The sequence below is a fragment of the Belliella filtrata genome, from assembly GCF_022549775.1.
GTDB classification, from domain to species: Bacteria; Bacteroidota; Bacteroidia; order Cytophagales; family Cyclobacteriaceae; genus Belliella; species Belliella filtrata.
The window spans coordinates 45,983-59,470 of the sequence record NZ_JAKZGP010000012.1 but is presented as its reverse complement, the minus strand read 5'-3'; the positions used below and the strand labels follow the sequence as shown (position 1 = coordinate 59,470).

Sequence of the window (13,488 nt, the reverse complement as noted above, 5' to 3'; positions counted from 1 at the left end):
TTGAAGCATTGTGGGGGGGGTAAAAAAGATACTTCAGAAGGCGATGAATTAGATTTGTTGGTGACCTTGGTGGAATCATATGAGTTAAAACATTATCCTATTGCACCACCAGATCCAGTGGATGCCATTAAATTCCGCATAGAGCAAATGGGTATGTCTAGTGCCGATATGGTGAAATACCTAGGTAGCCAAAGTAGGGTAAGTGAAATTCTTAATAGAAAACGTAAGCTGACTTTGGGTATGATAAAATCCCTTTACAAAGACCTAAAAATACCAGCAGAAATTTTATTGTCCTGAAAAGGATTGAATCCTTACATTATTATGTGTCCTCAGTGGATATTCATGCCGCCAAGTTAACGCTTATTGCAAAACCATTGGTTATTCAGCCAATTTTCTTTTACCATAAGGTTTGTGTCCTCAAAAATCATGGATGATTCAAAAAGCCTTGGATCGATAATATGTTTTGCAAAAAAGCGTGGATATGTGTTAGCTATGTTCTATCTCTGCTAGCGTGTTCTATTACTTTTCATTATCTTTGCAGCTTCAAAAAAGTCGAACTATAATTTTAAAATATTATTGGTTTTTTAGACTATTTTATAACAATGTTTATTATTTCAATTATGAATGCGAAATTACAACCTGTCAAGGCTTGCATGATGCTGTGCTTATTATTAAGTTTTTTATCTATTTCATGTTCGGAGGATATGATTTTAGAAAGAAACAGTACGTCAAGATCCGAAAATGCTGTTTTAAAAGAGGAGAATTTGGTGAAGTTTGCCATTATTTTGTCCAAAGCTGTACATCAAAGAATGGATTTAAGAGATTTCCTCAAGGAAGAAGCTTTGAAACAGTTTGATAGGAATTATGATGTCTTGTATTATTTGGTTAAAGATGAGGTTATTGGAGATGAATCTTTTCGAGATATTTTGATTTCTTACTCCTCTACACAGGAATTGGAAAGTATAGAAAGAAGTATTCCATTGCTGAATATTTATTTGTCAAAAATTGAGTTTTTTGATGTTTTGCCTGAAAACTTAGACACAAATGATGCGGATGTCCCAGTGATTGTATCAAAAAGCTCAGAAAATGTGCTATTTTATAATGGGAATGAAGAATTAACTTTTGATAAAGGTGAGGTTCCTGATTTTCACGTGTTTGTTGTAAATGAGAATACTAGGGTTACTCTTCCAGAGAATAGCCATATGTTGAGGGGTAGAAAAGGGTTGAACTTTAGGTCGCCTATCTATGATGGAATTAATCCAAACTCCGTAGGTCAAGTTGAGACAGCTATAGGTATTGAAAATGTCGATTTCAAATCATTAGAAGCTTTTAAACATTTTTATAAAGATGATGAGAGTATTAATCGAAAAGGTTTTCAGCGAGACTATATATATTATGGTATTACTCCTGAAAAAAGGCAAGGGAGCTTAAACCTCGGAGTAACAGAGTATATTCAGTTTTTGGAAATTGACCCTGTGGTCTATTATGATATATCAAACCAAAGAAATGCTGAAATTTATAATGGAGACCCCTTTGTGAATAATACTGTAGCTGTCAGGAAGTCAAGAAAAGGATTCAGTGAAGCTGAACTAGTTAATAAAATGTGGTCAAAGGGTGCGTATAATTTTCGATTTGAGGTTTTCACTACTGAAGGTTCACCTTTAATTGTGTATGCCCCACTAAGGCCTGAGGAGATCTGGGATTTTAACATTGATCATACTTATAGAAACTCAACTTGGTTGAGAAAAGGTAAACATACCTATAAAATTGATCCTTCTAAATTCACTTCGAAGAAGGTTTTTTTACCCCACCCAGTCACAATTGGGAAATGGGATATTCGAAATGAATCAATTATAAGATATATCAAAGTTTATGAAGAAGATCAAGGTCTGGAGGTTTTAGAGAAGGATGTAAATGAAATGTTTTTTGTTCATAAATCAAATTTTATAGGAAGTAGTAAGATTAGCCTTGGGTTAAAAAATGAAGTAAATGAAGAAGTAGGTGTGTTTGGTGTTGTGAATTCTCCTATGACTAAGTCTAAATTTATCGAACATCAAATATATAGAAGTTCCGAATCAGATTATTTAGGACATGTTAAAATGTCTTTTTACGATCCTGTAATAGATGCTGTGGATGTTTCTAATAATTCAGTAGATGTTTTTACTTATAACACAGGGGTTGTTAAAATAGGTATTTTGGTGGAATGATTAAATAGTGTTTGGACATCTCCTACGTGTTTTGAGTCCTTACAGAATATGTTCAATTATTATTTGTGTCCTCACAAGCCACGGCCTAAGAAATGAGCAAATATGGCTGGGGAGGACACCAGACATGGGAGAGTATAAATTGCTGGTGAGGATACCAGCCTTGGGGTGGGGGAAAGAAAAGGAGCACATTAGCAAAGTAGCTGGTAAAGTAAAAGAGTGAATTCAGAAGCTTTTGTTATTTTGCAGGAGTCTTTCAATTTTAAACCAGCTGTTTGGATGTTTTTCTTCACACGTTTATTCTTTTCGCTTGGAGAGCATGTGTATGCTTCTTACAGAAATCTCAAATTGAGATTGATCAAGCAAAAACTTTCACCCCAAGATAAGAATGTATTAACAAACCTGTTTTCATATTATGCGGGGCTTTCCAACGTGCATAAGGAGGAATTTGTTGAAAAAGTGGAGTGGTTTATAGCCGAAAAGGAGTTTTTGCCACGAGGAGACTTGAAAGTCGTCACTCAAGAGATGAAACTTTTGATCGCCGCCACTGCGGTGATGGTCACATTCGGGTATCCTCGGGTCAGGCTGAAGCATTTCAGTAAGATTCTTATCTATCCAGATTCCTATTACTCGACCATAAACAAGCAATATCATCAAGGTGAAGTGAATCCTAGACTGGGTATCATAGTGTTGTCTTGGGAGAATTTTGTAAAGGGTTTTATAGACCAAGAGAATGGGGTGAACTTAGGAATTCATGAAATAGCTCATGCCATGAAACTGGAGAATCAGATTCATTACAACAGAGAGAGTCGTTTTTTTAATCCTGATCTTTGGGAAAGGTATGCGGAACAGGCCAAATTGGAAATGGAGAAAATCCGAAACAATCAGAAATCACTTTTCAGAGAAAGTGCAGGCATAAATGCTCATGAGTTTTTTGCTGTTGCCTTAGAAACCTTTTTTGAGAAATCATCCGCTTTCAAGGCTTACAACAAAGAGCTCTATCAGTCCTTGGTTTACTTACTTCGGCAAGATCCGCTAGTAATTGCTAGTAGGGGGTGATTTTTTCTTTGAATGTCTGGTGAGGATACCAGCCATGGAGTGTGGATAGGGGAATGGTTTGTGGGGACACAAACCATGGGGTTAGATCGGTTTCCCTGATAAAGTAGGGAAGATTGCGATTTATTTCAATTTATTTCGCGAAGCATTTATCCATCTTATTTCCCCCGTGCTCTGTGTCCTCACAGAACACTTGATTTGGATGGCTCGTGCGATATTGGCTGGTGAAGGCACCAGCCATGGGTATATATCTAATCTACTTCCTCTCCACATCTCTCAAATTCTCCAATTTCTTATTTCTCAGGAATCCATTGATGTCTTCAAAGTGTTCTTTGACACGCTTATTGCCAAATTCGAATACTTTGGTGACCAATCCATCCAAGAAATCTCTATCATGCGATACGATGATCAAGGTGCCGTCAAAGGCTTTTAGTGCATCTTTGATGATGTCCTTGGTCTTCATGTCCAAGTGGTTGGTTGGCTCATCGAGAATCAGGAGATTGACAGGCTCTAGCAAAAGCTTGATCATGGCAAGCCTGGTTTTTTCTCCTCCAGAAAGTACTTTTACTTTTTTGTTGATATCATCTCCTTTGAACATAAAAGCACCAAGCAAGTCTTTGATCTTGGAACGAATCTCACCTACAGCTATCTGGTCTATGGTCTCAAATATGGTCAAACTCTCGTCAAGTAAAGATGCTTGATTCTGAGCAAAATAGCCAATCATTGCATTGTGTCCAAGCTCGCACTTGCCTTCATAGTCAATTTCTCCCATGATGGCTTTGATCATGGTGGATTTACCTTCTCCGTTTTTTCCCACGAATGATACTTTCTGCCCTTGCTCGATGATCATGCTCGCATCTTTGAATACCACATGGTCTCCATATGCCTTGGAGAGGTCTTGTACGATCACTGGGTATTTGCCTGATCTTGGCGAAGGAGGGAACCTGAGCTTCAAAGCCGAAGTATCCACTTCATCTACTTCCACGATATCAAGTTTCTCTAGCATCTTCACCCGAGATTGTACTTGTAGCGTTTTGGAATAAGTTCCTTTGAATCTTTCTATAAACTGAGTAGTCTCTGCAATGAACTTTTGTTGCTCGTCATATTGCTTTTGTTGCTGCTCTCTGCGCTCTTTTCTCAGCTCGAGGTAATGGGAGTATTTGGCTTTGTAATCGTAGATTCTTCCCATGGTGACCTCGATGGTACGGTTGGTGATGTTGTCTACAAAAGCCCTATCGTGAGAGATTACTACCACTGCCTTAGCTTTTTCTGTCAAAAACTCTTCAAGCCACTGTATGGATTCAATATCCAAATGGTTCGTTGGCTCATCGAGAAGGATGAGGTCGGGCTTTTGAAGGAGGATTTTTGCGAGCTCTATGCGCATTCTCCAGCCACCTGAAAACTCAGAGGTTGACCTGTCCAAGTCAGCTCTTTCAAATCCTAATCCCAATAGCACCTTTTCGACTTCAGCTTCATAATTGACTTCTTCTATAGCATAGAATTTTTCGCTGAGTTCGGATACTTGTTCGATGATTTTATAATAATCTTCAGAATCATAGTCTGTTCTGACAGTAAGCTCTTCATTGAGCCTTTCGATTTCAGTTTTCATGCTCAGGTAGGAGGCAAATGCTTTGGCTGCTTCATCTCTTACTGAGCAATCGTCAGATGTGAGCAAATGCTGCGGCAGGTATGCAATCACTGCATCTTTTGGTGCAGAAACTCCACCTTTTGTGGCTTTGGTTGCGCCTGCAATGATCTTAAGCATGGTGGATTTTCCTGCACCATTTTTACCCATAAGGGCGATTTTATCATTCTCGTTGATTGAAAATGAAACGTCACTGAACAATGCATGTCCTCCATGCAAAACTGAAATATTGTCTACTGATATCATGATTTTCGCTATTCCCCTGCAAATGTAGGGAATTGAAGGCTGAAATTTATGGCTAGGCCTGAGATCGAATTTAAAAAATGGTGTTTGGATTTATAATATTGATAATACTTTTAAGTAGAATTATAGAAATCTAATCTAGTTTTAGCGCTACTTGCCATTTCTTGTCTCGCATTTTTAGTTCAAGAGCATTGTCAAATATTACACCCTGTTTTCTGTTAATGCCTTCAAAATCAATGAAAACCATTTTATTTTCAATCGCACGATCGAACCGTTCTTCAAGAATTGATCTGTTTCTGGGCTGGACAATTATGTAAATGGTCTGGCTATTTGTAGTTTCTATTTCGTTAAAGATTTTTTCTTTGCATGGTGCACAGCTGAAGTCTGAAACCAGTATGTATTGGTGATCTTCTTGAGGTTTGGAATTAGTGATTTCTTCAACATAGCTCAATATCATATTTTCCATGGAGCTTTTTGAGCTACAGTATGAAAGAAGCTGAAACACAAATATGAAATAAATATACCTCATTCTACTAAGTAGGTTTTGAAGTAAAGTTTATCCTCATTTTCATTGCTGACATAAGTGATATTGAACCCTTTTTCATTGACAAAACATCGGTCCAGATAAGTCCCATTTTCTGATTTTTCAACTAGGAGTTGAGCGATTTTACGATAGTTTTGCTTTGGGTCAAAAGCCATAATCGTCATATTCCGAGCTCGGTGAATTGGGTCACGTAGCAATCCTGGTTTATAATTTTTATTTGGCTCCTCAACTATTCTATAGATGAGTTTTCGAAATGGATCCCAATGAATAGATCCAAAGATGTGGTGGTTTTGATAATGAGATCTGTACGCATCATTGTTTTCGATTTCTTTAGAGGATAGAGGTGGGGCTTTTTTGTAGTTTTTCGGAAATGCGTCAAACTCTTCTATAATATTCAACTCCCTGTTTGCCAAGTAAGCTTTTTCGTCCGCAGCATAACTTAACAAGAAGAAGTCCTCATCATAGCTATAATCCATTAATACTTTCCCATAATATTCTCCTAATCCTTTACCTTGCAACTTTTCTGGAAAACCTAAAAGTGATTGTGTCTCGCCGTTGACTAGACTTTTGGAATTGAGAAGGGTTTTTACACTAGTTGCTTCGGCAAATACTGCATTGATATTTGGTGCGCCAGAGACATAGACCTTATCTTCGATCTTCCTGAAAAGTCTATTCCTGCTGAATACAGGCATAAATGCCTCTTTGGATTTCGGCCAACCTGTGTTTTTATCTATTTCATCATTTTCTAGAAAAAAATCTAAGGTTTGAACAATGTCAAACTCCTTGTTGATGAGGTACATTTTATATGCTCTCCGGCGATTTAGAAAGATGCTATCTTCATTTAGAATGAAAAATTCATGAATTCCAGTTTGAAGGTTAGGTTGATTTTCTGCATATGCAATACTTTCTATTAGCTCTCCTGTCTCTAGACTGTATAGCTTGATTTGTCCTTTTGCCTCAACATGAAAAGCATAAGCTTCTTTACCTTTCCAATCACTCAAATATTGAAAGTACTCCTCAACAGGAGAGGTGAATCGGTCAAGATGAATTTCATATGTGTGAATTTCCTTAAAGCTGAGTTCAGGTTCCGAGCTTTGATTTCCAGCGCAGGAGTACATGCAGACTAAAATAAGCTTTAGCAAAATAAGCTTAATATTGATTTTCTTCATGGTGTATCGGTTTGAAAAGTTTGTAGCTTCCGATTGCTCGAAAGCTACATTAGACTCATTTGTAATTTAATTAATCCTGGACTTCAACTTCTGGAATACATAAATAATTACCAGGTTCTTCACAAAATTCGCTACCTGCCCATGGATTAAACCCTTCTTGTGCATGAGCTTCTGTTAGTGAGCCATGGAACAATAAACCAAAAGAGACAATCATTGCGATAGCACAGGCAACTGAGAAAATTGATTTTTTAATTTGATTGTTTTTCATAGTATTTGTTTTTTAGTTGGGGTCAATTAAAAAAAAATAACATTAAAGCAAGTTTAATTTAAATAATTTTAAAATCAGGATGCTGCTTTTTGAGCTACAATATGAAAGAAGCTGAAACACAAATATGAAATAAATATACCTCATTCTACTAAGTAGGTTTTGAAGTAAAGTTTATCCTCATTTTCATTGCTGACATAAGTGATATTGAACCCTTTTTCATTGACAAAACATCGGTCCAGATAAGTCCCATTTTCTGATTTTTCAACTAGGAGTTGAGCGATTTTACGATAGTTTTGCTTTGGGTCAAAAGCCATAATCGTCATATTCCGAGCTCGGTGAATTGGGTCACGTAGCAATCCTGGTTTATAATTTTTATTTGGCTCCTCAACTATTCTATAGATGAGTTTTCGAAATGGATCCCAATGAATAGATCCAAAGATGTGGTGGTTCTGGTAATGAGATCTGTACGCATCATTGTTTTCGATTTCTTTAGAGGATAGAGGTGGGGCTTTTTTGTAGTTTTTCGGAAATGCGTCAAACTCTTCTATAATATTCAACTCCCTGTTTGCCAAGTAAGCTTTTTCGTCCGCAGCATAACTTAACAAGAAGAAGTCCTCGTCATAGCTGTAATCCAATAATACTTTTCCATAATATTCTCCTAACCCCCTACCTTGCAATTTTTCAGGAAAACCTAAAAGTGATTGTGTCTCGCCGGTGACTAGACTTTTGGAATTGAGAAGGGTTTTTACACTAGTTGCTTCGGCAAATACTGCATTGATATTTGGTGCGCCTGAGACATAGACCTTATCTTCGATCTTCCTGAAAAGTCTATTCCTGCTGAATACAGGCATAAATGCCTCTTTGGATTTTGGCCAACCTGTGTTTTTATCTATTTCATCATTTTCCAGAAAAAAATCTAAGGTTTGAACAATGTCAAACTCCTTGTTGATGAGGTATATTTTATATGCTCTCCGGCGATTTAGAAAGATGCTATCTTCATTTAGAATGAAAAATTCATGAATTCCAGTTTGAAGGTTAGGTTGATTTTCTGCATATGCTATACTTTCTATTAGCTCTCCTGTCTCTAGACTGTATAGCTTGATATGTCCTTTTGCCTCAACATGAAAAGCATAAGCTTCTTTACCTTTCCAATCACTCAAATATTGAAAGTACTCCTCAACAGGAGAGGTGAATCGGTCTAGATGAATTTCATAAGTATGAATTTCCTTAAAGCTGAGTTCAGGTTCCGAGCTTTGATTTCCAGCGCAGGAGTAGATGCATATTAAAATAAGCTTTAGCAAAATAAGCCTTATATTGATAATCTTCATGGTGTATTGGATTGAAAAGTTTGTAGCTTCCGATTGCTCGAAAGCTACATTAGACTGATTTGTAATTTAATAAAAAGTAACATTAAAGCAATTTTAGTCTGAATAATTTTAATATCAGGGTAGAATCAAAGTTTGTTATTTCTGGAACAGTCTTTGTACTTATCTTATCAAAAATTATATTTTAGATATGAATAACAGAGAGAAATTAGAGAAAATGGATAGGGCATTGAGAATGCTTGAGGACTTAAAGCACAGTCAGGTTGCCATGATCGAAAAATCCTCCAAACTTCAGTTGGACGCTATGGAGTTCAATTTTTCAGAAATGGAGAAAAACATGTCGGATTTGTTTGCAAGATACAATGAATCCCTCGACCTAGTAAATGCAGAAATCGAACGTTTCGAAATCAAGAGGAATCAGTTTGAGCAAGAGCATGGTCTAGACAAGATCGAAGAATAATTAAAATGGCTGTTTCGAATTTTCGAAACAGCCATTTTTTAGTTTTGATATATAAAAAATCGCTTCAAGAGAATTCCTGAAGCGATTTTTTTATGGTATTTTTAGATATTAAGCTTCCACCCCAAGTGCTTTAGCCATTACAGCACCAATCTCAGCTGGTGATTCGGCCACATGGATGCCATTTTCTCTCATGATTCTCATCTTGGCTTCTGCTGTATCATCTGCTCCGCCTACGATGGCTCCTGCGTGACCCATACGACGTCCTGGAGGTGCTGTTTGTCCTGCTATGAAACCTACTACAGGCTTTTTGTTTCCTGTTTCTCTAATCCATTTTGCAGCTTCAGCTTCATAGTTTCCACCGATTTCACCGATCATTACGATGGCATCAGTTTCGCTATCTTCCATAAGAAGTTGTACCGCCTCTTTGGTAGAAGTTCCGATGATTGGGTCTCCACCGATACCGATTGCTGTTGATACACCTAATCCAGCTTTTGCTACTTGATCAGCCGCTTCATAAGTTAAAGTACCTGATTTTGACACGATACCAATTCTACCTTTTTTGAATACAAAACCAGGCATGATACCTACTTTGGCTTCTCCAGGAGTGATTACTCCTGGACAGTTAGGACCTATCAAAGTAGCTCCTCTTTGCTTGATATATGGCTTAGCTTTCAACATGTCAGCTACAGGAATTCCTTCTGTGATAGCGATGATTACCTTGATACCAGCATCAGCTGCTTCCATGATGGCGTCAGCTGCGAAAGCTGGCGGTACAAAAATAATTGAGGTATCTGCACCTGTTTTTTCTACAGCTTCTTCTACTGAATTGAACACTGGCTTTTCAAGATGAGTAGAGCCGCCTTTGCCTGGGGTTACACCACCGACTACATTGGTTCCGTACTCTATCATTTGCTGTGCGTGGAATGAACCCTCAGATCCAGTGAAACCCTGCACAATCACTTTTGAATTCTTATTAACTAAAACACTCATGTTGCGATTTTTATAAGTTTGACACAAAAATAAAAGAATAAGCCCTTAGACAAAAAGAATTCTCAAACAATATCCATTTTATTTACACACTCATTATCTTTTTCCTATTTTAGACCCGCCTAAGCCCATTATATGAAGAGAATTTACGTTATCCTTTTATTTATGCTACTGGATTTTGATCTCTTTGGTCAATCTTTTCAATTCAATAGTGAAATCAAAGGTGTATCATTACCTACTTCCAATGTCAAACAAGTAACTCAAGATCATGAGGGCTTGATTTGGTTCAATACGAATGATGGGGTCTATTACTCAGATGGCATGTCTACATACAGTATACCAGATAGCGTATCTGAGGACCTTACGAACAAAGTGAATTTTCAAAAGGACAAAGATGGAAAGATTTGGATATTCAATACAGTCAAAGAGGCTAGGGTTTATTTTCAATCAAAGCAAGGCTGGGAAAGGCTTCAACTTCCTCCAGACTTGGAAGAGACGAATACACTAAAATATCTCAATGTGACCGTCCTGGGAGGGGGTAAAGATAAAGTTGTTTGTATCATCACGCATGATGCCATTTGGACTTTTTCAATGTCAGATGCAAAATGGGCAAAAACTAAATTTCCTACCCTAGAATATGGTCCTTTTGTATCGGGATTCTTTTATGATGGCAAGTCCTACTTGTCTTTTGAGTATGCGACTTTTCTGCTTTCTCCTGCTGGATTAGAGGAAATTCACTATGATGGGGTGGAGACTCCAGGTCCAGTATTGTATATAGCTTATTGTGAGATTAAGAAAGAATTTTACTATTTGGGGAAGGACTTTTTGGCTAGAGGCTCCTCATTTTTGAAAATTGATAAGTTGGTTCATAGAGGGTTTGTGAAGAATATTTACAGTGTGGTTGATTACAGCGGGCTTCAGTTTGAAAGTGGTAGGGTGTATTACTTTTTCAATTCACAGCTCTATAAGTATAATCCTGAAAATGATCAAGTCCAAGAAATAAGTGTTTTGGATGCGCTCAAGGCTTACAATATTTACACAGCTTTTGTAGATCGAGAAGGAGTAATATGGATTGGAACCAACCGGGGCTTAGTCAATATTAATTCGCTGTTGTTTTTGAATTATGATTCAAGAAGATTTCTAGAGGATGAGGTCACTGCAGTTGCCAAGTTGGGTGATGGGAAATTTTTGTTTGGTTTCAACAACGGGGTACAACTTTTTGAAAATGGCGCTTATAAAAATTTACGTCATGATTCAGCGCTGGGTGGCCAGCCTAGAAACAGGGTGACGAATTTTTCAAAAGATAAAAATGGCATATTTTGGTTTTCATCAAATCTTGCTGGTGTTGGGAGATACGATCCTGTCAATGGAGAGTTGACTTATGAAGAGAGTGGTGAGGGTAAATTTGTGACTTCTGTAAAAGCAATCGGAGACTCTTTATTCGTAGTGACTCGTGATCGAGTGTACCTTTCCGATATTTACAAAAAATCAGGTTTTTTTGAGAATGATATCACCCTAGAGCTATTGAAGGATATCCCAAAGGAACAGGTTTTTTTAAGAAAAGTTGACAAACTCAAAGATGGTAGATTGATTTTTTTACAAGGTGGAAATGAGTTGATTCAAGGAACAATGTCGCAAACTGACAAGTATATCAATGTCATAGGGTATGATTTTTTGGAAGAAGAAGGACGAATGCTTCTTGGCACAGAAACAGGACTCAAAGTATGGGAAAATGGGATGATTGAAGATTTTGAACTTAGAGGTCAGCGTATCAGGAGGCCAATATTTGTATTGATGAAAGATTCACGAGGGAAGATTTGGGCAGGATCAGATCAGGGTGTGTATATGATAGACGAAGTTTCAATTAGGAAATTTGATCAAAAAAGTGGCTTGATTGGGACAGAGGTGAATAGAGGTGCTATGTTAGAAACAGATAGGGGAAGGATCATGATAGGTACTCAGAGAGGTCTTTCTGTTTATTTCCCTTCGGAAGATAACGTCAAGCTGGTTGCACCTTCGACTTCTATATTGGGTGTTTCTTTGATGAATAAGGAAATAGAGCATCCGAACTTAGGAAGAATAGCTTATCAAAATAATTCCATTGAAATCCATTACAGAGCAATTAGCTTTCTTCAATTTACCGATTTGGTTGTGAATTATAAGCTGGAAGGTTATCATGAAGATTGGCAGCAAGTACAAAACCCGAATACAGGTGTACTTACCTTCAATAATCTTCCCGCAGGTACTTACAGGTTACGGATGTTTTCTAGTTTGGGTGGTGTTATTTATTCTGATGAGGTTCTCAGTGAGTCATTTACGATAAGAAGGCCTTTTTATTTTCAAGGTTGGTTTATTTTACTAATCCTTGGAGTCTTTGTAGGCATAGGTTTTTTGTTAAATACCTTGATCAATCAAGGAAAGAGTCAACTCTTACTCAAGAAAACGATTGATGAAAAGACCAAGGAGGCTTTTACTTTGGAGAATCAGTTTAGGAATGTTTGGAACAGTTCAGTCGATGGATTGATTTTGTCTCTAGAGGGAGGTAAGATTCTCACTGCAAATCCCAGTATGGAAAAGATGGCAGGGTTCTCCAAGCAAGAGCTTGAAAAGATGCAGATTGAGGAGATGTACACTGATCCACATTTTTATTCGAATCAAAGGGAAATCATATTGTCCAAAGTAGGAGCAAAAACAAAAAACCAAATCATAGAGCATGAAGCTGAAATGCCTTTTAGGTCGGGTAAAAGAATTGTGTCTATGTTCATCACTTGGTTAGATACAGAGTATCAAGGTAAGACAGTCTTGCTTACGGTTTTCAGGGATGTCACAGACAAGAGACTTTATGAAGAAAGCTTGAAGCAAGCAAAAGAGAAGGCCGAAGAGTCCAATAGACTAAAGTCTAGCTTCTTGTCCAATATGAGTCATGAGATTCGCACACCTCTCAATGGGATTCTTGGGACGGCAGCCCACATAGCGGAGACTTGGAGACAAGATCAAAAATTGCAGAGCCAACTTGAAGTCATCCGTGAATCTGGTGAACGACTTTTACATACTATAAATGGCATTTTGGACCTCTCAAAAATCGATGCTAACAAAATGGATGTGTTGCTTGAAGAGACTCAAGTCAATGATTATGTCCGAAAGATCTTGATACCGCTGAAGACTCTAGCAATGAAGAAGGGTTTGTTGCTTTCAGCGAAATTTGAAACAAAACCTTTTGTAGCAAAAATCGACAGGAGGTATTTGGAAATGATCATAAATAATCTCGTAGGTAATGCAATCAAATACTCTGAAAAAGGACTTGTCTCTGTGAAGGTTGGTGAAAGCAATGGAAATTTCAAGTTAGAAATCAGAGATCAAGGAGTCGGTATTAGTGAGGATTTTATGGATAAGCTGTTTAATCCCTTTGAGCAAGAGAGTGAAGGATATAGCAGGATGTATGAAGGTACAGGGCTAGGCTTAACTATTACTAGAAGCTTGGTGGAGATTTTAAAAGGCGAAATTAAACTAGAAAGTCAGAAAGGAAAGGGTACTTTAGTATTGGTAGAATTTCCATTATCAACAAATTGATTTTTCGGAAAACATTA

The 13,488-nt window shown here is 37.5% G+C and carries 11 protein-coding genes; 5 read left to right on the top strand and 6 right to left on the bottom strand.

Features of this window, described 5'->3' with window-relative positions; all coding sequences use genetic code 11:
• The 3 genes from MM239_RS06955 (at position 1) to MM239_RS06945 (ending at position 3,263) form a co-directional block, all read left to right on the top strand.
• Positions 1–297: a helix-turn-helix domain-containing protein gene (locus MM239_RS06955; protein WP_241347483.1), complete on the top strand. Its 297-nt coding sequence runs from the start codon at positions 1–3 to the stop codon at positions 295–297.
• Between the two features lie 323 nt (positions 298–620).
• Positions 621–2,207, top strand: coding sequence for a hypothetical protein (locus MM239_RS06950; RefSeq protein WP_241347482.1), 1,587 nt, complete (start codon positions 621–623; stop codon positions 2,205–2,207).
• A gap of 276 nt (positions 2,208–2,483) precedes the next feature.
• Entirely contained in the window at positions 2,484–3,263 is a 780-nt protein-coding gene (locus tag MM239_RS06945; protein WP_241347481.1) for a zinc-dependent peptidase, read from the top strand.
• Positions 3,264–3,516: 253 nt separating this feature from the next.
• On the opposite strand, the gene MM239_RS06940 is transcribed toward MM239_RS06945, so the two are convergent.
• The 5 genes from MM239_RS06940 to MM239_RS06920 form a co-directional block, all read right to left on the bottom strand.
• Positions 3,517–5,151 carry an ABC-F family ATP-binding cassette domain-containing protein gene (locus tag MM239_RS06940; protein ID WP_241347480.1) on the bottom strand — a complete coding sequence of 545 codons (1,635 nt, stop codon included), beginning with the start codon at positions 5,149–5,151 and terminating at the stop codon, positions 3,517–3,519.
• A 130-nt stretch (positions 5,152–5,281) separates the two neighbouring features.
• The gene (locus MM239_RS06935) at positions 5,282–5,614 is read right to left on the bottom strand and encodes a hypothetical protein (RefSeq protein WP_241347479.1); all 333 of its coding nucleotides are present in this window, start codon (positions 5,612–5,614) and stop codon (positions 5,282–5,284) included.
• Between the two features lie 59 nt (positions 5,615–5,673).
• Positions 5,674–6,861: a DUF4221 family protein gene (locus tag MM239_RS06930; RefSeq protein WP_241347478.1), complete on the bottom strand. Its 1,188-nt coding sequence runs from the start codon at positions 6,859–6,861 to the stop codon at positions 5,674–5,676.
• A 70-nt stretch (positions 6,862–6,931) separates the two neighbouring features.
• Positions 6,932–7,129, bottom strand: a complete 198-nt coding sequence (locus MM239_RS06925) for a hypothetical protein (protein ID WP_241347477.1) — start codon at positions 7,127–7,129, stop codon at positions 6,932–6,934.
• 140 nt (positions 7,130–7,269) lie between these two features.
• Positions 7,270–8,457, bottom strand: a complete 1,188-nt coding sequence (locus MM239_RS06920) for a DUF4221 family protein (RefSeq protein ID WP_241347476.1) — start codon at positions 8,455–8,457, stop codon at positions 7,270–7,272.
• 187 nt (positions 8,458–8,644) lie between these two features.
• On the opposite strand from MM239_RS06920, the gene MM239_RS06915 reads away from it, so the two are divergent.
• Positions 8,645–8,914, top strand: coding sequence for a hypothetical protein (locus tag MM239_RS06915; RefSeq protein WP_241347475.1), 270 nt, complete (start codon positions 8,645–8,647; stop codon positions 8,912–8,914).
• Between the two features lie 108 nt (positions 8,915–9,022).
• On the opposite strand, the gene sucD is transcribed toward MM239_RS06915, so the two are convergent.
• The gene (sucD, locus tag MM239_RS06910) at positions 9,023–9,904 is read right to left on the bottom strand and encodes a succinate--CoA ligase subunit alpha (protein WP_241297128.1); all 882 of its coding nucleotides are present in this window, start codon (positions 9,902–9,904) and stop codon (positions 9,023–9,025) included.
• Between the two features lie 132 nt (positions 9,905–10,036).
• Between sucD and MM239_RS06905 the strand changes: the two genes are divergently transcribed.
• On the top strand, positions 10,037–13,471 hold the full coding sequence (locus MM239_RS06905; RefSeq protein ID WP_241347474.1) for a sensor histidine kinase: 3,435 nt from the start codon (positions 10,037–10,039) through the stop codon (positions 13,469–13,471).
• Positions 13,472–13,488 lie beyond the last annotated feature (17 nt).